At 40.8% G+C, this 25036-nt stretch carries 17 protein-coding genes and 2 pseudogenes; 13 read left to right on the plus strand and 6 right to left on the minus strand.

Going from position 1 to position 25036, the window contains the following annotated elements:
* The first annotated feature begins 34 nt into the window (after positions 1–34).
* Together WA1_RS20620 and WA1_RS20625 are read left to right on the plus strand one after the other, a co-directional pair.
* Positions 35–227: pseudogene (locus WA1_RS20620) on the plus strand (type II toxin-antitoxin system HicB family antitoxin).
* Positions 228–556: 329 nt separating this feature from the next.
* Positions 557–1846 carry a hypothetical protein gene (locus WA1_RS20625; RefSeq protein WP_017741643.1) on the plus strand — a complete coding sequence of 430 codons (1290 nt, stop codon included), beginning with the start codon at positions 557–559 and terminating at the stop codon, positions 1844–1846.
* A gap of 151 nt (positions 1847–1997) precedes the next feature.
* Here WA1_RS20625 and WA1_RS20630 read toward each other — a convergent pair whose 3' ends face one another.
* On the minus strand, positions 1998–3047 hold the full coding sequence (locus tag WA1_RS20630; RefSeq protein ID WP_148662730.1) for a hypothetical protein: 1050 nt from the start codon (positions 3045–3047) through the stop codon (positions 1998–2000).
* Positions 3048–3403: 356 nt separating this feature from the next.
* On the opposite strand from WA1_RS20630, the gene WA1_RS20635 reads away from it, so the two are divergent.
* The 3 genes from WA1_RS20635 (at position 3404) to WA1_RS20645 (ending at position 8293) form a co-directional block, all read left to right on the plus strand.
* Positions 3404–4609 (plus strand): sigma-70 family RNA polymerase sigma factor, encoded by a 1206-nt coding sequence (locus WA1_RS20635; RefSeq protein WP_017741641.1) that lies wholly within the window; start codon positions 3404–3406, stop codon positions 4607–4609.
* Positions 4610–4614: 5 nt separating this feature from the next.
* Positions 4615–5802 carry a DUF1822 family protein gene (locus WA1_RS20640; RefSeq protein ID WP_017741640.1) on the plus strand — a complete coding sequence of 396 codons (1188 nt, stop codon included), beginning with the start codon at positions 4615–4617 and terminating at the stop codon, positions 5800–5802.
* A 64-nt stretch (positions 5803–5866) separates the two neighbouring features.
* Complete coding sequence (locus WA1_RS20645) at positions 5867–8293, plus strand: CHASE2 domain-containing protein (protein ID WP_017741639.1); 2427 nt, start codon at positions 5867–5869, stop codon at positions 8291–8293.
* Here WA1_RS20645 and WA1_RS20650 read toward each other — a convergent pair.
* Positions 8281–8589, minus strand: a complete 309-nt coding sequence (locus WA1_RS20650) for a S1 RNA-binding domain-containing protein (RefSeq protein ID WP_017741638.1) — start codon at positions 8587–8589, stop codon at positions 8281–8283. The genes WA1_RS20645 and WA1_RS20650 overlap by 13 nt on opposite strands.
* A 126-nt stretch (positions 8590–8715) precedes the next feature.
* On the opposite strand from WA1_RS20650, the gene WA1_RS20655 reads away from it, so the two are divergent.
* Positions 8716–13389: a two-partner secretion domain-containing protein gene (locus WA1_RS20655; RefSeq protein WP_017741637.1), complete on the plus strand. Its 4674-nt coding sequence runs from the start codon at positions 8716–8718 to the stop codon at positions 13387–13389.
* 111 nt (positions 13390–13500) lie between these two features.
* On the opposite strand, the gene WA1_RS20660 is transcribed toward WA1_RS20655, so the two are convergent.
* Positions 13501–14157, minus strand: a complete 657-nt coding sequence (locus WA1_RS20660; protein ID WP_017741636.1) for a M10 family metallopeptidase C-terminal domain-containing protein — start codon at positions 14155–14157, stop codon at positions 13501–13503.
* Positions 14158–14438: 281 nt separating this feature from the next.
* Between WA1_RS20660 and WA1_RS20665 the strand changes: the two genes are divergently transcribed.
* Positions 14439–19637, plus strand: coding sequence for a two-partner secretion domain-containing protein (locus WA1_RS20665; RefSeq protein ID WP_017741635.1), 5199 nt, complete (start codon positions 14439–14441; stop codon positions 19635–19637).
* Positions 19638–19665: 28 nt separating this feature from the next.
* Here the strand turns inward: WA1_RS20665 and WA1_RS20670 are convergent, their stop codons facing one another.
* Positions 19666–20028 (minus strand): hypothetical protein, encoded by a 363-nt coding sequence (locus tag WA1_RS20670; protein ID WP_017741634.1) that lies wholly within the window; start codon positions 20026–20028, stop codon positions 19666–19668.
* A gap of 261 nt (positions 20029–20289) precedes the next feature.
* On the opposite strand from WA1_RS20670, the gene WA1_RS20675 reads away from it, so the two are divergent.
* Entirely contained in the window at positions 20290–21471 is a 1182-nt protein-coding gene (locus tag WA1_RS20675; RefSeq protein WP_017741633.1) for a TRAFAC clade GTPase domain-containing protein, read from the plus strand.
* Positions 21464–22561, plus strand: a complete 1098-nt coding sequence (locus tag WA1_RS20680) for a hypothetical protein (RefSeq protein ID WP_017741632.1) — start codon at positions 21464–21466, stop codon at positions 22559–22561. The genes WA1_RS20675 and WA1_RS20680 overlap by 8 nt, the downstream gene beginning before the upstream one ends.
* Positions 22562–22800: 239 nt before the next feature.
* Here WA1_RS20680 and WA1_RS20685 read toward each other — a convergent pair whose 3' ends face one another.
* Positions 22801–23055: a PIN domain-containing protein gene (locus WA1_RS20685; RefSeq protein ID WP_017741631.1), complete on the minus strand. Its 255-nt coding sequence runs from the start codon at positions 23053–23055 to the stop codon at positions 22801–22803.
* A 2-nt stretch (positions 23056–23057) separates the two neighbouring features.
* A complete protein-coding gene (locus WA1_RS20690) occupies positions 23058–23291 on the minus strand; it encodes a hypothetical protein (protein ID WP_017741630.1) in 234 nt (77 codons plus the stop codon).
* Between the two features lie 328 nt (positions 23292–23619).
* Here WA1_RS20690 and WA1_RS20695 point away from each other — a divergent pair, with 328 nt between their 5' ends.
* From WA1_RS20695 to WA1_RS60050, 4 genes and pseudogenes are all read left to right on the plus strand, one after another.
* The gene (locus WA1_RS20695) at positions 23620–23805 is read left to right on the plus strand and encodes a CHAT domain-containing protein (protein WP_017741629.1); all 186 of its coding nucleotides are present in this window, start codon (positions 23620–23622) and stop codon (positions 23803–23805) included.
* 217 nt (positions 23806–24022) lie between these two features.
* Positions 24023–24271, plus strand: a complete 249-nt coding sequence (locus WA1_RS20700) for a hypothetical protein (protein WP_017741628.1) — start codon at positions 24023–24025, stop codon at positions 24269–24271.
* Entirely contained in the window at positions 24261–24680 is a 420-nt protein-coding gene (locus WA1_RS20705) for a putative toxin-antitoxin system toxin component, PIN family (RefSeq protein WP_017741627.1), read from the plus strand. The genes WA1_RS20700 and WA1_RS20705 overlap by 11 nt, the downstream gene beginning before the upstream one ends.
* Before the next feature lie 97 nt (positions 24681–24777).
* Positions 24778–24984 (plus strand): annotated as a pseudogene (locus tag WA1_RS60050) (transposase); the annotation flags it as partial.
* Positions 24985–25036: the final 52 nt, after the last annotated feature.

Below are 25036 nucleotides of genomic sequence, written 5' to 3' on the forward strand. Positions count from 1 at the left end.
GGGAGTGGGGAGTAGGGAGTGGGGTGTGGAGGTGATGAAGTTTAAAGCGATTGTTCATCAAGCTGAAGAAGGTGAATACTGGGCAGAAAAAAGTCCCTGCTTTACCTGGTTGTATTACTGAAGGTGATACTTGGGAAGAACTGATAACTAATCTTAAGGATGCAATTGAAGGATGGCTTGAGGTGGCCAATGAAAGTCATTCGACATGCCTTGCGCCCTTACAATAAATTACCGCTTCCCTAGGGCAAACGCATCTAAAAAGCAGGGAAGCAGGGAGGCAGGGAGTTCAAAGCGTTAGCCCTGACCGCTTCCCCGGTAATATCATGTCCGGTTAAAGACTTATCATCAAGACTGCAGAGCAGGGTGCAGGGAGCAAGAGGATTTCAGATAAAGTCTTAAAAAATTAAAGATCGCTTGGCGGAATGCTTGGAATGCTAGTGGTAGTAATTATTGCTGTGTAGAATGCAAAGTGTGAGACTTAACAGGAAACAGCATTACACTGTGCATACTGTTTCCAGTAGCTAAGTATTGCCCTTTTTCAAACCCTAAGTTTTTTATGTATAAATTTATATCTAAAATCAACAAGCGTGATCTTCAACTTCTTTACTCAAGTAAATCTATCAATGAGAAGCTTAATATTTTGACACAATTAGGCCCTTTACAACCAATATTTGAGAAATTTCTGGAAATTGAAAGCAAAACTCAACCTATTGAAAATGATAAACTAATAGAGCTATTTGATAGCTGTAGTGATAGTACCAAAGATGTTGAAGAACTGACAGAGACCTTACGAAAATTAGCCCCAGGAAATGGACAAGTCGGCTTTCACCAAGTCAATTTTCTTGTCGATCGCCTAAGAAAACAAGTTTGGAACTATCTCCAAGAAAAGGGATATAATCTTGATTTGATACCTCACGATCATGCATTTGGTAGTGGAGGCGATTTTATAAAAACAATGCATGCAACAACTAGTGCATCTATTGTTGTTGCACCTCTAGTCACTATTTGTAAAACGGGAACCACAAACGTGACCTCTCATCATGGTAGTTCTCAAGCCATGATAGAAATTGGATACAATCAAATTCCTGTTAACCCATCTTGTCTTAAAGACCTACTTTCTCAATATCAGTTTGCTTTTGTTTCACTTGCTGATTTAGGTTTTCCCTATTCAAAGACACTCAAGAAAGCTAGAAAAAATTTATGGGGTAGAAATTTACTTGAAATTCATCAGCAGTATAAACCTCAAGAAAATAATTGGCAAAAAGTTTTACAAAATTTAGATATACCTGTAGATATAGATATTTTCAAAATATTAGCGCCAAATGCTCAAGTTTTAAAACCTGTTCACCATTCCACAGGAGTTTGTCATTTAGGAATGATACCTTATGTTCTTGGTATATATCTCCATTTAGATAGTCGCGGTATTATTTACCATAGTTATGATGGCATTGATGAAATATCGAATGCTTCTACTGATTTGTTGAGCGATCGTCCCAACAATTTAATCCTTAAAATTGACTCAACAACTATTACGATCGCTGAATTTTCCCCAGAAGACATTGGTCTTGAAAGAGCGAGTCTAGAAGAAATAAAAGAGGAGAAAAATCTCAAAGAGGAGATTAACACGTTTTGGAAGATTATGTCTGGAGACAAACAAAATTTACAAGCAAAGAGAGACTTTATTGTAGCAAATGCAGCTTTGTTACTTGTGGCTGGTAATCAAATACCCGACCTTGATGGAAATATTATAAGTCAACTAAGAATAGGAGTTGAAATCGCTGAACATTTAATTGACTCAGGTAAATCTTATGAAAACTTTAACCGGCTTTTAAATAGAATAATATAAAAAAACGTAAGATATATAAATCCTAAGACATAACACAACTATCAATACTACTCTGATAAGAATTTTTGTGGATTGGGAAAACCCTTGGAAAAACTCAACAAATGCCTGTAAATGTTGGGTTTCGTTCCTCAACCCAACCTACTAAAAATATTTATTCCAAAAAAATGAATAATTTCTCAACCCTTGGATATTTACTTAAAAAAAGTTTTTGAACAATTTCTGATAGATCGTTAATAACTACATTTTTGTATTTAAAGGTTCGTCCCCTAATTTTGAGATTGATATTTTGTTTATTAGCAATATCATTGAAAAGTTCTGCATGTTGTATATAGTATCCTTCCTCACAACGAATGTACTGAACTTTATCATAAATACCTTGAGTCATTCCTCCTTGAGTCACTTCTACTTTTACATAAAGACGATCTTCGAGAGATTTGGTTTTAGGATCTTGCCATATTTCATCAAATCGTTCATTAATAAATTCAGCCATCGGTGAATTTACAGGTAATTTTAACTGCTTACTCATCGTTGTCAGCTTACCGGAACGGAAAAAGCTAACAAACAAGTTTGGGCTACACATATAAAGAGCGATAGATGGACTAGTATTATAGAACTTGATTTTTAGTTTGTCTGATTTTCCTCTTTTTTCTAACTGTTTTTTAATTTCTTGAATTTCATATAGGTTAGTATAAATATTTTCTTCAATATTGATCTCAGAAAATTCAGGCGATGTATCTTTTAATTCTTTTGTACGGGCTTTAATCAAATCTCTATTTTCTGGATCGAGAAGTAAAATTTCAATAGCAGCATTATTGTTATCAATTGAATTAAAAATTGCACTAATAAATTTTTCTTTATACTCTTTGTCTCTTAATAAACCCGTCCAGGTCTCCATTATTCTAATAGGAGCCGTATGATTTTGAAGAAATTTGTAGGTGAAATTGGTTTGAAAAACCATCTTAATAAATTCTGTCTTTTTAAAGAAATCTAACTCAACTCCTTGCTGTTCTTCCGCCTCTTTAAGTTTACGAAAAATAATTTCAAAGGCAACAAAAGCTGCTACTGCACCCAGTAAATTAAAACCAATATTTTGCGAAATCTCTGAAAAATTTACATTTTTCCCTGATAGATAGGGAGTTATAATCAAAATTAATGATAAAATACTGAGTACGGAACCCACAGAAAATGATGGAGACCGCACCAAGCTTTTCAGTCTGAGAATTATGAGATTAAAGTTTTGATTTTTTAATTTCCTGTGACTTGGTAAGATACGCCTTTGGTTAATCATGGAGATGAAAATGAGATGAGGAGTGCTAATGGGCTGCGAGATCCCCGACTTCTCAGAGAAGTCAGGGATCTGACTGCTAATCTGTTCTTCATCAGTACAACACACCATTTCGTAAAATCTTTAAAAAACCACCTTAAAAGTACGTAAACTAAAGAGTATTGGAAGCTAAAGCTGGCTAATTACAGGGCAAATCCCGCATTGAACAAGACAATCCCTCTCAGATCCCTCCCAACCCGTGACTCCTGACCCCTAGATTCAATGAATTACCTATGCGTCCTCGACAAGACATTACCGAGATGTTCTCAACATTCGTGCAGCTGGAAAAAGACAAATTTGGCAAATGGTTGAGCGATCGCAAACTGCGTCGAAGTATCCAAAATTGCTTGAACTCTTCACCAGAAGTCACTAACTCAGAGAATTTTTGGGCACTTTATTGGCACAAGCACTGGCAAACTCAGTCCCATCACCTAGCCAAAATGCATTTGGTGGCTTATTTGCAAGAACCATGTTATTGGACGGCTTCAAAAACAGTTGCCAAATTTACAAATAGCCAACACAGCTTAGCTGATTACTTCCAAATGGCGAATGCAGAAATCGAAACAATTCTCAAAGACTTCAAGGCAGAAAAATGCTCTAGCTTAAAAGCCTACGCTATTATGGCGATGCCCAGTCGGTTAAGAGATATTTTACGCCAACGCCAGGAAGCCGATCTTTGCACCAACTGGGCATTATTACGCAAAGTCAGTAAAAAGCTGCTTCTCGAAGCTCTAAGTGAAGCTGGATTATCACTTGCCGCAATTGCTCAATATCGTCTAGCCTGGGCTTGTTTCAAAGAACTGTACGTCCAGAAGCAACCGTCCGGGGTTGATAAGCTACCGGAACCAACTCGCCAACTTTGGGAAGCTATTACCGACCTTTACAACCGCGAACGCTTCAATCAACTCACTCAATCTACCAAACAATGCACAAGCGAGACAATTGAAAAGTGGTTAACTCAGACTGCTCTCTACGTGCGTGCTTATCTGTTTCCACCTGTTAAATCTCTAAATACTTTCAAGCAAGATGATGACACAACAATAACGTTTGATGTGCCTGACCCATCCTCCGATTCATCTATAGTTGATATGATAGCCGAAGAGGATATGGCAACCCGACAAAACCAAATTTCTCAGATGTTTGCTGAATTGTTAAATTCTTTACACAGCTTAGATGTAAAATCCCAACAAGTACTCAAGCTTTACTACCAACAGGGACTCACTCAGCAACAGATTGTGCAGGAATTACAGATGAGTCAGCCCACAATATCTCGCAAACTGGTTAAAGGTAGAGAATCATTGCTAGCAGCATTAGTGAAGTGGAGCCAGTCAACTTTGAATATTCCTGTTAATTCCAACCAAATTAAAGATATGAGTATTCTTTTAGAAGAGTGGTTGAGAAATCAATATGGTGAACATAACATGAATCATACAAGGTAGTGAACATGGCGTGCGCGTTTGCAGATCCCAGAGAATGGTTGTTAAAAATATCACCAAAAGTTCAGGCGCAATCCCGGCAGCAGAGCCAGGTTTATGCCACGCCTAGCAGTCGTTGGTGCGCTTACATAAATCAAATTTGCCTCCATGCCTTTTTGGATTGGATTTCTACTGAATCCTTTGCTGAGGTGAATGTTTGGTACAGTTACCCCGGTAGTAACACAGCTTTTTGGGAATTTGTTAATGGCACAGCAATTTTGTTAGAAGGGAAGCAAGTCGTGTTGATTCCCAGTGAAGCAATTGATGATAGCGAGTTAGAAGTTCCTCAGGAATGGGTAGATATTCCCAGTTGGGCAGCAGACTATTATTTAGCAGTGCAAGTCAAACCAGATGGCGAGTGGGTACGAATTTGGGCTTACACAACTCATACCGAACTAAAATCTCTTGCTGACTATGACCCGGTAGATAGAACTTATTGTATGGACGCACGGCATTTGACGCAAGACCTCAATGCTTTCTCTTTGAGCTACCAATTTTGTAGGGGAGAAGAGACAAAAGCACCAACAGATCCTTTACCACAATTATCAACCGAACAAGCAGACAATCTTTTGCAAAGATTAGACACTGATTCAGTGACATTTCCCAGACTATCAGTGCCATTTACAACTTGGGGAGCGTTACTAGAGAACGAACAGTGGCGTCAGCGCTTGTGCCAACAACGACAGCAAACACAATCTTCCCAAGTGCAAGTCAATCTCAGTCGTTGGCTTGAAGGTGTATACGATACTGCTTGGGAAACAATCGAGACTCTTTTAAAGTTAAATTCCAACGCTCTAGCTTTTAATTTTAGAAGTTCTTCTGGAATTGGAGTAGCCAGAGTCAAACGAGCTAAGCTTATTGACTTAGGAATAGAAATAGAGTCTCAGAAAGTAGTCTTATTAGTTGCTTTGATACCAGAGAATAACCAACAAGTTAGTATTCGCGTGCAATTACACCCAGTCAGTGAAAAATTCTACTTACCTGATAACATTAAGATAGCTTTGCTTTTAGAATCGGGAGAAATCATTCAAGAGATACAAGCAAGAGAACAAGATAACTACGTGCAACTGAAGCTCTTCAGTGGAGAAGTAGGAGAATGTTTCAGCATCCAAGTAACGCTTAATAATTACCAGATAACAGAAAATTTCGTTATTTAGTCATTGGTCACTGGTTACTGTTCACTGGTCACTGGTCACTGGTTACTGTTCACTGATTAAACAAATGACTAAACTAGTCGTATTTAGTTTGTTAGGAGGAGATTTAGAGCGAGGCTTTCCTGTTGTCACGGCTCAACTTTGGCATAACGACCAATTTTTTAAAATTATAGGGAGTTTACCAGCCGTACCAGAACTCAGCGAACTCTATAAAAGATGGCAGTTGCTCTATGAAGCTGTCTATCGACGGTTGGGTAGCAATCGTATCAAAGTAAAGTCACAAGATATCACTCATATTTCTGTAAATGATTTCGAGAGCCTGTGCCAACAACTACAAATACATATTAATAGCTGGTTAAAATCCGAATCCTTCCAAAATATTGAACGGCAATTACGAACTCTACTCAGTCGAGATGATGAAATTAGAGTCATTATTGAAACTCACATAACACTACTACATCGATTACCATGGCATTTATGGGATTTTTTTGAGGATTACCCCAACGCTGAGGTTGCGTTGAGCAATCATGAGTATGCGTCTCCTCAAATATTGCAAAAATTTCCTACAGGTAAAGTTAAGATTTTGGCAATTTTAGGTAACAGTGTTGGTATCGATCTTAATAAAGACCGTTCTTTGTTGCAAAAGTTAAAAGATAGCCAAACTACCTTTCTGGTCGAACCTACACGTCGAGAATTGGACGAACAACTGTGGGATCGAGATTGGGATATTCTGTTTTTTGCAGGGCATAGTGTCAGCCTTGCAGGTGGTGAAAAAGGGGAAATTCAGATCAACCAGACCGAGAGTTTAACAATTTCTCAGTTTAAACACGCTCTTCAGACAGCAATTACACGAGGTTTAAAACTCGCAATTTTCAACTCTTGTGATGGAATTGGTTTGGCTCGAAATTTGGCAGATTTGAATATTCCTCAAATAATTGTCATGCGCGAACCAGTATCAGATTTGGTGGCGCAGCAATTCTTGAACAATTTTCTAATGTCTTTTACAGGTGGAAAGCCATTTTTCCTTGCTGTACGAGAAGCGCGGAAAAGACTTCAAGCATTGGAAAATGAATTTCCGTGTGCTAGTTGGTTACCCGTTATTTGTCAAAATCCTACAACTATCCCGATAACTTGGCAAGCGTTACGCGTTCGCGAAGCGGCGGCTTTGCAGCATCGCTCCTGTAACACCGAGACTCACAGTCATACTTCGATCCGGAGCAGAATTTCGGTTTCAAAAACTAAACTATGGACTGTACTGCTAAGTAGTGTTATTGTTACTCTCATAACGATAAGTTTAAGATATTTGGGGGTTTTTCAGAAAGCTGAACTGCAAACCTTTGACCAAATGCTGCTCTTGCGACCAAAGGAAGAGTTAGACCACAGGTTGGTCATTGTTGAAATTACTGAGAAAGACATTCAATCCCGACAAGGAATAACAACAGGACTAAAATCCATTTCGGATAGTACGTTAGCCGAACTACTTAACAAATTACAACAGTATCAACCGCGAGTCGTTGGATTGGATATTTATCGAGACTTTACCGATCCTTCAGATAAATTAAAGCCGATACAACTTGCAACTGAACTAAGCCAAGAAAATGTCGTTGTCGTTTGCAAAGGTAGAGATAGCAAGCACGATCCTCAAGGTGTTAAACCTCCCCAAAAAGTACCTGTAGAACGTCAGGGTTTTACTGATGCAATCCAAGATCCGGATGGTATTATCCGTCGCCAAATTCTGATGATGCGACAAGAGCCTTCTTCTCCTTGTGCAACCGAGCGATCGCTCTCGTTACAATTGGCTGCTCGTTACTTATTTTACGAAAATATTCAACTTGATTTAGATGAGGATTACATACAGTTTGGCTCTAAAGTCTTTAAACGCCTAAAGTTTGGTCGCAGTGGTGGCTATCAGCAAGGAGTAGATCTAGGCGGAATTCAAATACTTGTTAATTATCGCGATGTAAATTACCAAAGCGTTTCTCTTGAAGATGTATTGAGCGATCGAGTTAACCTTGATTTCTTTAAAGATAAAGTTGTTCTCATAGGAGTGATAGCAAACACTGTGGGCGATACTTGGCGAACTCCCTACAGCGAAGCACGGCAAGATTATCAGGAAACTCCAGGCGTATACATACAAGCGCAAATGGTTAGTCAAATGCTGAGTGCAGTTTTAGACGAACAACCAATCCTTTGGGTTTTACCTGACTGCGGTGATATTCTCTGGATATGGGGATGGGCGAGTGTGTCTGGTTTGATTGCTTGGAATGTGCGTTCGCGCTCCGCGCGGCTCCCTTTGGGAGCATCGCTGTTAAATGGGGGATGTGCCATAGTTGCTACAGTCATCATTTTATATGGAGTTTGTGCGATCGCGCTTTGTACGGCTCCTTCTTGGAGCATCGCTTTTTTCCAACCAGGAGCATGGTTACCATTTCTTCCTACAGCTTTTGCTGTGGTTACAAGCAGTTTGGTTGTGTTATCAGTTCAAAGTCGGTGAGAAATAGGTACAAGAGCCTTGTGTAAAACACTGGGTTTAGCATTCAAATAAACTTGACTCCGATTGCTTTCGTTGTATCCAACAACAATCGCCCCAATTGAAGCACCAATCGCGGGATACATTTCTTCTATCATCTCTCCTTCATCTAAAAAGTCGGGGATTTTAATTAAACCTCTTACTTTTGACTCACCAATATCGACAAAAACACCAAAAGGTGTGTGATGCTCAACTTTACCTTGTACAAATTGACCTAGCTTGTACTCCGACTTGATTTTTTCCCAAGTTTCAGTGTTCATAGTGTTTATTCTAACTTAAGCATACATGGGAATTTGTTGAGGATTGGAAAGACTGCATAATATTATAACCGAATAATCGCTTACGATAAAACAAGGAAGTAAGTGGTTATACGGAGAATAAGTTTAATGAAAACAAAACCCTGGCTGAGTTGTTGGCAATTACGATTTGTAGGACTTTTGACATTAATAGGGATAAATATCTTTGCTAACAAAGCCTTGGCTCAGAGTACTCCCAGTAATATCCAAGCCGATGATACCCTTGGAACTGAATCATCTCAAATCATACAAAATTTTCAGGGACAACCAAGAGAAGTCATTACTGGTGGTGCAACTCGCGGAATTAACTTATTTCATAGTTTTCAAGAATTTAACGTCAGTGAAGGAAGAGAAGCTTATTTTTTCAGTCCTAGCGCAGATATCCAAAATATTCTGGCACGAGTCACAGGTGGAAACCGCTCGGAGATTTTGGGTACGCTGGGTACTAATGGCAACTCCCAACCCAATTTATTTCTAATCAATCCCAATGGCATTATATTTGGGGGAAATGCCAGATTAGATGTGCCAGGTGCTTTTGTAGGGACGACTGCAAATGGAGTCCAATTTGGAGATCGAGGATTATTCAGTGCGACAAATACCCAAGCACCAGCTTTGTTAACAGTGAATCCCAGTGCATTGTTTTTTAATCAAATGAATCGCGGTGAAATAATTAACCGGAGTCGTCAAATTTCAACACCAGGAAGTTTTTACTTAATAGGGGGAAATATTACGTTCGATGGTGGTATTGCAGCTTCGCTAGGAAATCGTTTGGAATTGGGTGCAGTTGCTCTAACAGGAACTGTTGAGTTGATTGGTAGCGGTAATCAAATGCAGTTAGCCTTCAGAGAAGGTGTACCAAAGGCAGATATAGTCCTGCAAAATAACGCCCTTGCCTTCACAACTGGAGGAGGTGCAATATCAATCAATACTGGTAACTTAAGCCTTTTTGGAAATAGTATTATTGGTTCATTTCTTGCAGCAGGGGAAGGTCAACCAGGTGTAGCTGGGGGAGATGTCGTAGTTAATGCAACTGGCAATGTTACACTAGACGATCGTAGTAGCATTGCTAATCAAGGTTTAGAAAATTCTTTAGGCGATACCGGAAATATTACAGTTAACGCCCAGTCAATTCGTCTCACAAATCAAAGCCAAATTAGTAGTCCTAGTCCAAGAAGCCGGGGAAATATTAATTTAAATGCTAAGGATAATGTCAGCCTTGATAATAGTGTGATTAGTACCAATGGAATCTTGAATCCGATAGGGAAATCAGGCAACCTGACAATCGCTGCTCGAAATATTAATTTAAGTAACCGATCCATAATTGATTCTGGCAATATTGGACAAGGACAAAGTGGAAAGATCGACTTAAAAGCTCAAGAAACTATTTCGATGACTAGTAGAAGTACTATTTCAAGTGGTTCTACTGCATTTGGTTTTGGTCAAGTTAATAATCTGCCTAGCGGTGATATTGAAATCAAAACAAGAAACCTCACGCTCGATGGTAATAATACTTCCATCAATTCTTCAAATCTTGATGAGGGAAGGGGTGGAAATGTTCGTATTATCGCTGATGATTCAATTGCATTAAATGAACTTGCATCAATTTCATCTACCAGCACTGGTCAAGGCGATGCAGGAAATATCGAACTTCAAACGCGATCGCTAACGCTTGCTAACGGAGGAAGTATTGGTACGCAATCATCAGGACGTGGTAGTAGTGGAAATTTATTAATTAATGCTTCTGACTCTGTTAATTTGAGCGGTATAACAACATTTATCGATCCACAAACTGGAGAGACAATCACTACAGGAAGTAGACTAGCAACCAGTACTTTTGGTACTGGAAATAGCGGACAATTAACTATTAATACACAACGATTAAGCGTTAACGATGGTGGAGAGATTACTACGAGTACTGAGTTTGGTCGCGCAGGAAATTTAACCATAAACGCTAAAGATTCAGTAGAGGTTGTAGGTCAAACTCCTAGCTCAGGAAATACTCGTAGTACTATTTCTACTAGTACTTTTGGGTCTGGAGATGCCGGAAGTCTCAGCATAATTACAGGTCGTTTAAGTATTCGTGATGGTGGATCTATCACAACTTTGACATCTGGTACGGGCAAAGGAGGAAATTTAACTGTAGATGCCAAAGACTCAGTAGAGGTTGTAGGGAGATCGCCTAGCTTACCTAATGGTCTAAGCAATATCTCCACTAGTACTTTCGGCTTTGGAAATGCAGGAGATATGAGGATTAACACAAACCATTTCAGCGTTCGAGATGGAGCACGAGTCACGACTTCCACCTTTAGTAGAGGTAAGGGAGGTAATTTGACTGTTAACGCTGACCTTAGTGTAGAACTCATTGGTACATCTAGTGACGGTCTTTTTTTTAGTGGTTTGGGTGCGGCGGCTGAATCAGGCTCAATTGGCGATGCGGGAGATTTAACGATTACCACTCAAGATTTACTCGTGCGAGATGGAGCACAGATTAATACGGGTACATCTGGTGAGGGTAAGGGAGGAAATTTAACTATCAATACCTCTAATAAAGTACAACTCACTGGTACGTCTTCTGACGGTCGTTTTGTCAGTGGTTTGGGTACTTCTAGTAACCAAGATTCAACTGGTGATGCAGGAAATTTGACAATTACCACCCAAGATTTAATTATCCAAAATGGGGCATTAGTTACAAGTGCTACATCTGGTGCAGGTAAAGGAGGAAATTTGACAGTCAATGCGAGTGGTAGCGTGGAAGTCATGAGTGCTAGCAGGTTGAGTGCATCCACAAATCAAGGCTTAACAGGAAACGCGGGAGACTTAACGATTAATACCCAGAACTTACTTGTGCGCGATGGTGGACAAGTGGATGCAGTTACATTCGGCGCACGTAACGGAGGAAATTTAATTATAAATGCTTCTAAGAAGGTGGAAGTTATTGGTAAGTCAGCAGATGGTCAAACTACCAGCATCTTAAGTACTTCTGCGTTAAGAGGTTCAACTGGAGACGCAGGAAGTTTGAAAATTACTACTCAAGATTTACTTGTGCGAGATGGGGCACAAATTGACGCTAGCACAAATGGTAGAGGCAAAGGGGGTAATTTAACTGTAAACGCCTCAAACAAGGTACAGTTGATTGGCACTTCTGCTGATGGTCGTGTTATCAGTGGTTTGGCCACGTCTGCTCAAGCAGGTTTAACTGGAGATGCAGGAAGTTTAACGATTAATACCCAAGATTTACTTGTACGAGATGGAGCACGGATATTTACTGGAACATTTGGTACAGGTAGGGCGGGAAATTTAACAGTCAATGCCTCTAATAAGGTTGAACTGGTTGGCACATCTGCTGATGGTTTTCCTGGTGGTTTAATTGCATCTGCTGAAAGAGGCTCAACCGGAAATGCAGGAAGTTTAAAGGTTGATACAAAAAATTTAATAGTAAGGGATGGGGCGCAGGTTTTAGCAAGCACGTTTAGTTCTGGACGAGGTGGAAATTTAACTGTAAATGCTTCAGAAAGCGTGCAACTTATCGGTCAGTCAGTGAATAGCAATTTTCTCAGTGGCTTATTTGCCTCTTCTGAAAAAGGTGCAACTGGAGATGCGGGCAATTTAAATGTTAATACTCAACGTTTACTTGCGCGAGATGGGGCGCAAGTCATAGCTTCTACGTTTAGTTCGGGACAGGCGGGAGATTTAACTTTAAATGCTTCACAAAGCGTGCAACTGATTGGTCAATCAGCTCGTGGTGGGTTTTCCAGTGGTTTATTTGTTTCTGCTGAACCAGACTCAACCGGGGATGCAGGAGATTTGAAGGTTAATACCCGTCAATTACTTGTAAGCGATCGCGCTGGGATATTTGTCAATAGTCAGGGAACAGGGAACGCAGGTATTATGACCATCAACGCTAATACTATCCGCCTAGACAACAACGCCTCACTCAACGCCAACACTCGCAGCCCCAACAAAGATCCTAATAGAGAACAAGCAACCATCAACCTCAACTCTCGAAACCTAGTTCTTCGTCGCAACAGCAACATCACCACCAATGCAAGTGGCGAAAATGTCGTTGGTGGTAATATCAATATTGACACCGATTTCTTGATTGCGATCGAAAACAGTGATATCAGTGCCAACTCAACTGACTTCCGGGGTGGAAATGTAAGAATCAAAACTCAAAGCATCTTTGGGACGCAGTTCCGCGATGCACTCACCTCTTTGAGTGACATCACAGCTACAGGCGCAACGCGAGAGTTAAGTGGGAATGTAGAAATCACTCCACCGGATGTGGATCTTACCAGTGGATTAGTCGAACTCCCAATTAATCTGGTTGATGCCTCCAATCAAATTTACACTGCTTGCACTCCAGGAACTCGACAATTCCAGAATACTTTTATTTCCACAGGACGTGGTGGATTGCCGCTTAATCCTATTGAACCACTTCAAGATGCAACTACTATTGCACAATGGGTGAGATTGCGATCGCCCCTCAACGCCCAAACCACTCAAAGTCCCTTGATTACAGATTATAATGTGCGATCGTCCAACAGACAACGGCAAAGTCAAACGCAAAGAGAAAACTCAGCCAACACCGCACCTCAATCAACAGATATTTTAAGCACTACCAAAGTTACAGTAGCAACTCAAATTGTGGAAGCTTCAAGCTGGGTAGTTGATCGCAATGGTAACATCGAACTCCTGGCACAAACTCCTAGTGTCACCGCTCACAGCTCTTGGTTTCCATCTGCTTCTTGTCCCGTGTCTCAATAATAAATCTATATTCCAATAGTCTTGACAGGAAAAAACCTTGCCAGAATTTGTATTAACACTCTAAAATCCCGGTTTCACGTGAGTGACCGAGATTTTAAACTTTGACTCTGATTAAGCTACTACCTGTATGTTTTGGTGGGTGAAATTTAAATTAGATGATAGTCGTGCGATCGCGACTTGCGCTTGTAAACCTATACCATCTGCGTCATAAGCTAGGATTCCATTAGTAGAGTTGTATATGAAGCGTACATCACTGGTAGTAGCACTGCTACCCAAGCTCAACTGTCCTGAAGTTAGTAAGATTTCTTGAGCTAAGGTCGGTGGTGTAAGTCCTACAAAGCCTGAAGCAGACACGACAATCTTGTCCTCAAGAACATCAAAATCAGTAATCGTGTCAATGCCATCATTTGAAGATAGAAAAACAAAACTGTCTGCTCCAGTTCCGCCAGTAAGAGTATCATGACCACCACGACCAATCAGCACATCCTTACCGCTACCTGCTTGCAAGATGTTATCTTGAGAATCACCAACAACAAATTGCCTTGTAAAGCTTGTACCGTCTGAGGAAGAGCTAACAAATCCTCTAGTATAGACAGAATTATTATCTAATAGTTTAACAGCACCAATAATGTCAGAAATACTGCTGTTAGCATTGAGAGAAGACCAAGTTACTGAATTTCCTTGCGTTGGAAGGTTAGGTGCTGGATATTTTATAGTAAAGGGAATCCCCTTATCTGTCAAGTAATCAACTATAGAAAAAGTAGCCATATCTCACTATCTCCTTTGGTTTCAATGAATGAGTTAGAGCTTTTGCATTGACAACAAAAATGTAGAGCAAGCCGCACTGAGTTTGCAAGTAGAAGTTAAGCTTGACTCAATTTTCTTCTATCTCTTTATTGGTTGAGCAAAATTAATTTATTCACCACACAGTTCGTAAAAGGCGATCGGGTTCCTGCAATGTTATTTGTAAAGCTTATGTATCAATCAAGTTTCTTGACACCTACACTCTATAATTGAGAGTGCCAAACTAAATTGAATAGGAGAGTGCCATGTCTGGGGTGTCTGCGGATTTGTGCTACTGGCAAGGATTGGGAATAGCGATCGCTTGCACAATAGTCTTGTATGCAAATAACTCAGTTGCTCAAATCATCCCAGATACCACTCTTCCCAATAATTCCAACGTTAGGTTAAACGGCAATACGACGATTATCGAAGGTGGAACCACAAGAGGAGTGAATCTATTCCACAGCTTGAGAGAGTTTTCCATTCCACAAGGTTTAGGGGCTTTTTTCAATAATGCACCAGAAATTCAAAACATCTTGACACGAGTAACAGGTGGATCGATATCTAATATTGATGGTTTGATTCGTGCTAACGGCAAAGCCAACCTATTTCTCCTCAATCCCAATGGAATTATATTTGGTCCGTCTGCACGGTTGGATGTTGGGGGTTCGTTTCTAGCAAGTAGCGCCAGTAGCTTGAAATTTGCAGACGGTTTTGAGTTCAGCGCCACTAATCCTCAAACAACATCATTGCTGAGTATAAATGTCCCGATTGGTTTGCAGTACGGAACTAATCCAGGCAAGATTCAGGTACGGGAGTCCTTTCTGGAAGGAAAACTAGGTCAAACTTTGGCGCTAGTGGGTGGTGATGTGAGCGTCGAAGGAGGGAGTTTGCGTTCACCATCAGGTAGGATTGAGATTGGGGGAGTAGCTGACCTTGGGATGGTGGAGATAAAAGGACAGCAGCCTGATGGAGTGTTTCGGTTAACATCGCTGCTATTTCCAGAAAACATTGGGCGATCGGATGTTTTACTAAGCAAAGGAGCAGCTATTAATGTTACTGGTGCGGGTGAGGGTAGTATTGCAGTCAACGCTCGTAATTTAGATGTTTTGGAAAGAAGTGTCCTTTCGGCTGGGATTGGGGATGGTTTAGGGACAATTGGCGCAGCAGCTGGAGATGTCACCCTGAAAGCAACAGAGGATATAAAATTTGTAGAGAGCAACGTCTTTAATGTTGTGCGCCCTCAAGCAATAGGCAATGGAGGAAATATCATTATTTCTGGGCGATCGTTGTCTTTAACTAATGGTGCTATATTATCAGCTAGCACAGCAGCAGAAGGCAATGCAGGCAATGTTAATGTTGATGTCACAGGTACAGTTACGATTTCTGGAGCTAAGGATGGATTTGCTGGTGGAATTGTCAGCATTGTGGGAACGGGAGCAAAAGGTAATGGTGGGAACATCACAATCTCTGGTGGTTCCTTCTCCCTCACCGATGGTGCTAAACTACAAGCCAACACTTACGGAGAGGGGAATGCAGGTAATGTTACCATTGATATTACAGATGCAATAACGATTTCTGGTGTGAAGAATGGATTTCCTAGTGGAATTGACAGCGCTGTGGGAACGGAGGCAAAAGGTAAGGGCGGAAATATTACTATTACCAGTAATTCGTTGTCTTTAACTGATAGTGCTCAATTAGTTGCTAGCATCTTTGGAAAAGGGGATGCAGGAAGTATAACAATCAACGCCAGAAATATCACTGTTGCTGGAGGTAATCAAGGCTTGAGGAGTGGCGTATTTAGCAATGTGGAATCAGGAGCCGTAGGCAATGGTGGGAACATCAACATTAACGCAGCTACATTGTCGCTCGTTGATGGTGCTCAGCTACAAACTTTGGTTCGTGGATCTTCTGACAACACACTTGCTCAAGGAAATGCAGGCAATGTTAACATTGATGTTACAGGTGCAGTCAGAATTTCTGGGAGAAAGGACGGATTTTTTAGTGGAATTGGCAGCAGTGTGTTACCGGGTGTAAAAGGTAATGGCGGAAACATTACGATCGCTAGTGGTTCTTTGTCCTTAACAGATGGCGCTCGACTATCTGCCAGCACTAATGGAGAGGGAAATGCAGGCAATGTCTTGGTTAATGCTAAAGGTGCAGTCACAATTTCTGGGGTGAAGGATGGATTTTCCAGTGAAATTGCCAGCACTGTGGCAACAGGAGCAAAAGGGAATGGTGGGAACATTACTATCTCTAGTAGTTCGTTCTCTTTAACTGATAGTGCTCGACTAGTTGTTGGCACTGGTGGAGAAGGGAATGCAGGCAATATCAAACTTGATGTCACGGGTGCAGTAACAATTGCTGGACTCAAGGATGGAATTCCTAATGGAATTTTCAGCGGTGTGGTACCGGAGGCAAAAGGGAATGCTGGAAATATTACGATCGCTAGTGGTTCTTTGTCCTTAACTGATGGCGCTCTACTATCTGCCAGCACTAATGGAGAGGGAAATGCAGGCAATGTCTCGGTTAATGCTAAAGGTGCAGTCACAATTTCTGGGGTGAAGGATGGATTTTCCAGTGAAATTGCTAGCGCTGTGGAAAGGGGAGCAAAAGGGAATGCTGGGAATATTACGATCTCTGGTAGTTCGTTATCTTTAACTGATGGTGCTCTACTGATTGCTAGCAGTGCTGGTAATGGCGATGTAGGCAATATCAATATTGATGTTACTGATGCAGTCACAATTTCTGGGAGAAAGGATGGAATTCGTACTGGAATTGGCAGCACTGTAGAGACGAGCGCAAAAATTAATAGTGGGAACATTACGATCGCTGGTGGTTCGTTGTTCTTAAATGATGGCGCTCAACTATCTGCTGCCACCTTTGGAAATGGAGACGCAGGAAATATCAATATTAATGTCACAGGTGCAGTCACAATTTCTGGGGAGAAGGATGGATTTCCCACTTCAATTGGCAGTAATGTAGAAAGGGGAGTAAAAGGGAATGGTGGAAACATCAGTATCTCCGGTAGTTCGTTCTCCCTCTCTAATGGTGCTGTTCTAGCCGCCAGCACTGCTGGTGAAGGAAATGCAGGTAATGTTAACGTTGATGTTACAGGTACAGTCACGATTTCTGGGACGAATGAAGGCTCTTTTAGTGAAATTAGCAGCAGTGTAGAAACGGCAGCACAAGGTAAGGGCGGGAATATTACTATCTCTGGAAATTCCTTCTCCTTAACTGATGGCGCTCGACTGACTGCTAGCACTTTTGGACAAGGGAATGCAGGCGATGTTAACGTTGATGTTACAGACGCAGTGATGATTTCTGGAAGAAACAGTGCAATTAGTAGCGCCGTGGGAAGGGGATCAAAAGGTAATGGTGGGAACATTACAATCTCTAGTGGTTCGTTCTCCTTAACTGATGGTGCTCTACTGCAAGCCAGCACCTTAGGAGAAGGGAATGCAGGCAATGTCAACATTAATGCTACAGGTGCAGTGATAATTTCTGGGCATAAGGACAGATCTTTTAGTGGAATTATCAGCGGTGTGGCATCGGAGGCAAAAGGTAACGGTGGAAACATCGCGATTTCTGGTGCTTCGTTCTCCCTGACTGATGGCGTTGGACTATTTACCAGTACCTTAGGAGAAGGCAATGCAGGCAATGTCAACATTAATGTTATGGATGCAGTCACAATTTCTGGAGTCAAGGACGGACTTCGCAGTGGAATTCTTACTACTAATTTGGGAAGGGAGGCAAAAGGTAAGGCTGGGGATATTCGTATTTCAGGCGGCTCGTTCTCCCTCACTGATGGTGCTAGATTGCAAACCAGTACCTCTGGAGAAGGAAATGCCGGAAATGTCAACATTGATGTTACAAATGCAGTGACAATTTCTGGGGAGAAGGATGGATTTTCCAGTGAAATTAGCAGCAGTGTAAGAACGGGGAAGGGTAATGGTGGAAATATTACGATCTCCGGTGGTTCGTTTTCCTTAACAGATGGTGCTGCACTGACTGCTAGTACTAGTGGACAGGGAAATGCAGGTAATGTTAACGTTAATGTTACAGGTGCAGTAATCATTTCATCTGAGAGTAAAAATGAATTCCCCACTGGGATTTTCAGCCCTGTGGGAACAGAGGCAAAAGGCAATGGTGGGAATATTATTATTTCTAGTGCTTCATTATCCTTAACAGATGGCGCGGTACTGCAAGCCGGCACTACAGGAAACGGAAATGCAGGCAATATCAATGTTGATGTTAAAGGTGCAGTCAGTATTTCTGGAAAGAAGGATGAATTTTCCAGTGGAATTGCTAGCGCTGTTGAAACGGGAGCAAAAGGTAATGGTGGGAACATTACGATCTCTAGTGGTTCGTTCTCCTTAACTGATGGTGCTGAAGTATCTGTCAGCACTTCTGGAGAGGGAAATGCAGGTAGTGTGTTTGTGCAAGCAAAAGATTTCGTGGTTCTGGCACGTGATGCCAAAATCTTCTCTACTGTAGAATCTGAAGGTGTCGGCAAAGGAGGCAACATCAATATCGGCACCGCAAGACTCTTCCTCAAAGACGGTGCTCAAATCACTGCTAGCAGTACAGGAAACGGATCTGCTGGAAACTTGGATGTCAATGCTCGCACTATCTTTTTGGACAACAGTACTCTCAGTGCTAATACTCGCAGTCAAGACAATAACCCAAATGTAGAACAAGCAACTATTACTCTACGTGCAACAGATTTGGTGTTACTACGCCGTGGTAGTAGGATGACCACTAATGCTTCTGGAGAGAATATCATTGGCGGTAACATCAACATCAACACCAACATTCTAGCAGCATTTGAAGACAGTGATATTAGTGCCAACTCAACTGACTTCCGGGGTGGAAATGTGAGAATCAAGACTCAAAGTATCTTGGGTACGCAGTTCCGCAATGCACCCACTTCCAGAAGTGACATTACAGCTACAGGTGCAACGCGAGATTTAAGTGGGAATGTAGAAATCACTCCACCGGATGTCGATCTCACTAGTGGATTAGTCGAACTCCCAATTAATCTGGTTGATGCCTCTAATCAAATTTACACTGCCTGCACTCCTGGTACGCGACAATTCCAGAATACTTTTACTGCAACAGGACGAGGTGGACTACCACTTAATCCAACTGAACCACTGCAAGATGTAACTCCCCTCGCACAGTGGGTGAGATTGAGATCGCCCCTCAACGCCCAAACCACTCAAAACCATTTGAGTGCAGAACAAGATTCACAATCCCCCTTAGAAAACTCAGCCAAAACAACAAACGGAGAACCAACAGCAATCTCGACCACTTCCAAATTTACTACAGCGATCGCTCCACTTGTGGAAGCGCAAAGTTGGGTAGTGGATGTTCATGGGAACATAGAATTAGTAGCGCAGACTGCTCAAATCAATCCTAACAAGCCCAGGTTTTCAAGCGCCTCTTGCCCTGTTTACGAATAATAATATTGTGCAGAGTACTACCATATTATTATGCACATTCAGAGTCAGAGCGCACTCTGAGAATATAATTAAATACTCTAGTGTAGGCAGGACTTCGAGGTTGAAGTAAACGCTGATTAATTAAATCTTGTAAAGTTGCCAAATGTATTGCTGTAATGATGCAAGCGTTACCTTTAGCTCCCATACAAGAAATGTTATTATCCGACTTAAAAGCACGTGATAGGTCGCACATACTCTGAGTATTACTTTCAAGCAGTGCCAAATTTTGTTCCATGGTATTCAAGACTACTTGCACTCGTGCGTTTTGTGCATATGCATTACTGGATGCAAAGGTCAATGAACTGACGAATGTCGCAGCGATTAATCCAATCTTGGTAATTTGTTGACGCATTAAGATACCTCCTTCTGAGGGTAATGGTATTTAAACTAAAGGTTGAGCCTGTTTGCTAAAGGATGCTAATTCTTAATTGGTAGCAGTGACATTAGTTTATTCATTCTCAAGCCGCACTCCAGTGTCTTTAACTCATCTCTAGTTAGGGCTTGCTGAAAGAGAAAATTCAACCAAAACAACTGAACTACAAACAACAGCAGTTGGTAATTTTCGAGAACTCTCCATTCCTAAGTGAATAAAAAGATAAGAGCAAACCAATTAATGAGTAGAGAAGTTCTGGTGTTTGCCAGAGATTTCAATAAGGGGCGTGTTATGCCAAAGCAGTCGATTTTAGTAACCGTTGCTGATATAGAGGAGTGTATGATGCGTGTTTTTAATGAGGAACTGCAAAGAAGAGAGCACCCTCGTTATATGGTCATGGTTCAAAGGCTTTTAGAGCGATTTGTAACTACTTTGCTTGAAAAAGCAACAAATGTTGGAGACAGTCTAAAGGAGGTAAAAATGCCATTGTTACAAAACAAAACTCTGAAAATTACTATGTTGGGTACGGTTGGAGCCGGTAAGACATGTTATATGTTAGGTATGTACGCAGAAATGGTAACTGGAGTAAATGGGATTACGATTAATTCTATCGATTTAGATGTAGGAACGAAGCTTCTTAATCAATGGGAGCGTCTTGTTAGTAGTGAAGGTAGTGATCGATGGCCTCCTGGTACTCCAACAGGAACTGAGGAATTCAATTTCCATCTTAGCTACAATACAAAGCCAATTATGCGGTTCAACTGGATGGATTATCGTGGTGCTGCATTGACTGAGACTGCCAATGAATCTGATGTTAAACAACTACAGGATAGGCTAATTATTTCAGACTGCACTTTACTGTGTGTTCCTGCTGAGGCTATAGCTCAAGACGTGAAATCAACCACGGTGGTAAAATATAAAACAAATAGATTGAATGATTTGCTCGCAAGATTCGCTACAGAAAACACTCTGGCAGATGAGGAATCCTTTCCTGTAGTAATCGTTTTGACTAAGTTTGATGAAATCGCAGATAAAATTTCTCAAGACGATTTAATTAGGCGTGTTAAGCGACTGTTTCCAGCATTATTTCCGGTGGGAGGGATATGGGATGTTGCCATTTGCCCAGTTTCACTTGGCTTAGAGCTAGCTCTTGACAAAGATTCTGGGGACATTAATCCTTTTAACCTTCATTTACCAATTGTGTTCGCTGTATGGCACAAGCTTGTAAAAATGAGAATTGCTGCGGGTTTGCCCAAAAATAAAGATTGGCTGGGTAAACTTCTCCCAACAATGGTGCTTGGAACGATACCTCAGTCAGATTTGAAAGACTTTGAAAAGAAGATAGTGCTTCTGAGCGAAGAATTGAAGGACATCCCTATTTTCAGAAAGGGCGAACAATTATTTGGGTATGAAGATGTCTAATACATTATGTGCTGCTTTGATTCATAGCAGAACTTATGAACTTGACTACCAATGGTTAGTTATTCCAAACGATTTTACTGAAGAAGATCGGAAGAGTGCGTCTGAATACATTCGATCTGTCAATAAAGCTCTTAAAGACCATTATTCAGGATCTCCTCCTCGCGAACTTGTGACTTGGCTATTTTGGAGTAACGAGCAGTACTATGTGTTCGGGGTAGTATGTAATGTTTCATGTGTTCTTGATAAAGACTCTGTTCTGCGAGCGGGAAAAGATTTATCTCTTGATAGTATGGGAAGACCTATACCCTATACTTTTCTAGGATATGTTCTCAAAAGAACAACCAACATCTGTACACTTCCGTTTATTTACCCCAACTTGAAACTATTCGAGCCTGTCTGCAAGTACATTAGTGCAAGGTGGTTTGAGAAGTATACTAATCTTCCCATTGAGATTCAGTATACATCTCTTGAAGAATTAGGTTTGTCAAATCTCGCTCCGCTTCCAGTCCTTCCTAAAGGTGAAGTAGCACTGAATTTGAGAGCTGAAACGGTAAACTTTTATCCCAATAAAAACTCCTATCCTGAAATGCTGCTAGCTTCTGTTGCTCAATGTGATAAACCGACTTCACTTCTCATTGGACAATTGGCTAAAAAATGTATTCCGGCTGGCTCATTTTTGAATGTAGTTGTCTCTGATATTGATTCACCAGAAATTGCTTTAGATGATGTTGTATCTTCCATTACCGAGTCTAATTCCTCTCCAGACACCCCTCCCAACACTGGTACTTCTTCATCAGAGAGTGGTAAGGGTGGCTTTTCCTGGATGCCTTGGGATTCTACTGCTGAAAAAGTTGTGAAGGAGATTACTAGACAATTGTCTCAGCAAGAAGCTAAATTCGAGCAATCTCTTGAGGCAAAGTTGAAGGAAGTGAGTGACCAATTAGAACAATTCTTTGAAAAGAAATTGAGGGAAAACTATGACAAATTAGAAAAATTATTTGAAGATAAATTAGAGTCAAAGCTGGAGGAAAAATATGACAAATTACAACAATTCTTTGAGAATCGATTGGAGGAAGAACGTGACAAATAATAGCGCTTGTACAGCGATCGAGTTTGTTGACACTTACACTTTATAATTGAGAGTGCCAAAATAAATTGAATAGGAGAGTGCCGTGTCTAGGGAAGCTAAGAGTTTGTGCTACTGTCAAAGTCTAGGAATAGCGATCGCTTGCACAATAGTCTTGTATGCAAATAACTCAGTTGCTCAAATCATCCCAGATACCACTCTCCCAAATAATTCCAACGTTACATTTAACGGCAACACGACGATTATTGAAGGTGGAACCACAAGAGGCGCGAATCTTGCACTGCTCGTTCGGTTTCTTCTGGTGTCCATCCCAATCCATTTACATCAATAGGACGAGTGGCTACAACCCAAAATTCAATTAAAACTTGAGATGTAATAAAACATTGATGATTGTTAGATATTAGATACCTGATTGTACGATCGACAAGATTGTAATCGGGTGAAGCTATATCCCTGGAACGCAACAGGATATTGGTATCTAATAGATAATGGGTCATACTTAATCATCGTAGATATTTTCTCGACGCAGAGCTTCATCAGAAAGGTTGGCATAGCTTTTTGGTGCTATATCCATCCACTTCTGCCAAAGTAATAATCTCTCTTCTGATGTTTGAAGTTTATTAGTTTGTAACATTAAATGCTTGTTACTAAGCTTTTCTTGAAATAGTTTTTGCTCTTCGAGAGAGAGGTTTAGTACCACTTCTACGAGAGAGTTAACAAGTTGTACATTCATGGTTATGTATACCCACAAAACGCTACACAATCACGGCAGCCACTCCGGCAGAATTTTGGCTTATTATAACACTCAATGCAATTTAGATAGCACATTAAGCTAGATTATGCGCTTTCTTGCAAACGAAAATTTTCCAGGAGATACTGTAGAAGCTCTTTGCCATCAGGGTCATGATGTGACTTGAACTCGCACGCTCTGCTCCTGGTATTGCTGATGCCGAAGTTTTAAACCGCGCTTAAAATGACGATCGCAGTCTATCTGATTATTTACGCGAGAAGGGTTGGTGGGCTTGACAAGAGGAATAATGTATGCCTAAGGAGAAAGACTGGTGGTGTCGTTGTGGCAAGTGAGCGATGAAGGCACATCTGTGTTTATGCAGGAATTTTACAAGCAAATGTGGCAGTCCGGGAAGTCAGCTTCGGCGGCATCGCGAGCAACACAGTTAAAAATGTGGCATTCTAAGAAATGGCGCAATCCCAATTATTGGGCTGCCTTTACCTTCTTGGGTGAATAGCATGATTAAGAGCTTAACCCATAACGTCTGACACCGCCTAACCATACTCCCGTGGCGAAATTGGTAAACGCTTCTGTTTGAGGGATGGAATTCTTGCAGGTTCAAAATTGTCAAGTGAGTCGGGAAAACTCTAAGTTAAAAAGTACTACAATTGAGTAGAAACAATTCATACTTATGATTACGATTAGAGACAAGAAATTATAAAGTCAAACAGCCCATGATTACCAAAGCAGAAATTACCATTAAAGTTCCCTCTGAAATAGCACAAGCATATCGGAATGCTACTGAAGAACAACGAGAACAATTACAACTTAAGATTACAGCAATTATGCAGTCTCAATTGACAACTCTCAGACAAGAAGCTGTTGCACGCTTGAGAAACACAATGGATAAAGCAAGCCAAGAAGCTCAAGAGCGAGGATTAACACCGGAAATTCTAGAATCAATTTTAAATGATGACGAATAATCGACGGTTCGTTTTTGACACAAATGTGTTGATTAGCGCATTTTTATTTAGTCAAAGTAAACCTCGTCAAGCATTTGATAAAGCTCAAGATATAGGTGTTATAGTATTTTCTAATTCTAATTTTTTAGAGTTGAAAGATGTTTTATACCGTCCAAAATTTAATAAATACCTTACCTTAGAAAGACGGCAAGAAATCATAGATAATTTAATGGAAAGTGCTCAGTTTATTGAAGTGAATGAGCAGATTAATGAATGCCGAGACCCAAAGGATAACAAATATCTGGAATTAGCAATCAGTGGTCAAGCAGAATGTATTGTGACCGGAGATGATGATTTGCTAGTGTTAAACCCTTGGAGGGGCATTGAGATTTTTAATGTTCAACAATTTTTAGCCAAAAATGTAGTGTAAAACCTAAGAGGATGTTTGAAAAGTCGGCAATTGGGTCAAAAAAGCTCTCAGGGCTAATCGCTGTTCATAAGTAAAGACAACAGCACCACTGAGAGACATTAGTAAATTATACTCCAGCAACCTTACGCAAGAACAATGGGAACTGATTGAACCTTTAATCCCAGCACCATTGCCCGGTGGTCGCACAAGAGAAGTGAATATGTGGGAGGTGCTTAACGCGATTTTTTGTGTTCTGTGTGTTCGCGTAGCGTCTCGTAGAGAAGGGTGTCGATGGCGCTCATTGCCAGGTGACTTTCCCAATTGGTAAACAGTTTACACATATTTTCGGATTGGGTAATGGATTTCTGTCGTTGGAT

The sequence above is a fragment of the Scytonema hofmannii PCC 7110 genome (genome assembly GCF_000346485.2).
Classification (GTDB): Bacteria; Cyanobacteriota; Cyanobacteriia; order Cyanobacteriales; family Nostocaceae; genus Scytonema; species Scytonema hofmannii.

Excerpts from the sequence above, each read along its gene's own strand:
- WA1_RS20625 (WP_017741643.1), top strand. The coding sequence starts at position 557 with ATGTATAAATTTATATCTAAAATCAACAAGCGTGATCTTCAACTTCTT.
- WA1_RS20635 (WP_017741641.1), top strand. The coding sequence starts at position 3,404 with ATGCGTCCTCGACAAGACATTACCGAGATGTTCTCAACATTCGTGCAG.
- WA1_RS20640 (WP_017741640.1), top strand. The coding sequence starts at position 4,615 with ATGGCGTGCGCGTTTGCAGATCCCAGAGAATGGTTGTTAAAAATATCA.
- WA1_RS20645 (WP_017741639.1), top strand. The coding sequence starts at position 5,867 with ATGACTAAACTAGTCGTATTTAGTTTGTTAGGAGGAGATTTAGAGCGA.
- WA1_RS20650 (WP_017741638.1), bottom strand. The coding sequence starts at position 8,589 with ATGAACACTGAAACTTGGGAAAAAATCAAGTCGGAGTACAAGCTAGGT.
- WA1_RS20655 (WP_017741637.1), top strand. The coding sequence starts at position 8,716 with ATGAAAACAAAACCCTGGCTGAGTTGTTGGCAATTACGATTTGTAGGA.
- WA1_RS20660 (WP_017741636.1), bottom strand. The coding sequence starts at position 14,157 with ATGGCTACTTTTTCTATAGTTGATTACTTGACAGATAAGGGGATTCCC.
- WA1_RS20665 (WP_017741635.1), top strand. The coding sequence starts at position 14,439 with ATGTCTGGGGTGTCTGCGGATTTGTGCTACTGGCAAGGATTGGGAATA.
- WA1_RS20670 (WP_017741634.1), bottom strand. The coding sequence starts at position 20,028 with ATGCGTCAACAAATTACCAAGATTGGATTAATCGCTGCGACATTCGTC.
- WA1_RS20675 (WP_017741633.1), top strand. The coding sequence starts at position 20,290 with ATGAGTAGAGAAGTTCTGGTGTTTGCCAGAGATTTCAATAAGGGGCGT.
- WA1_RS20680 (WP_017741632.1), top strand. The coding sequence starts at position 21,464 with ATGTCTAATACATTATGTGCTGCTTTGATTCATAGCAGAACTTATGAA.
- WA1_RS20685 (WP_017741631.1), bottom strand. The coding sequence starts at position 23,055 with ATGACCCATTATCTATTAGATACCAATATCCTGTTGCGTTCCAGGGAT.
- WA1_RS20690 (WP_017741630.1), bottom strand. The coding sequence starts at position 23,291 with ATGAATGTACAACTTGTTAACTCTCTCGTAGAAGTGGTACTAAACCTC.
- WA1_RS20700 (WP_017741628.1), top strand. The coding sequence starts at position 24,023 with ATGATTACCAAAGCAGAAATTACCATTAAAGTTCCCTCTGAAATAGCA.
- WA1_RS20705 (WP_017741627.1), top strand. The coding sequence starts at position 24,261 with ATGACGAATAATCGACGGTTCGTTTTTGACACAAATGTGTTGATTAGC.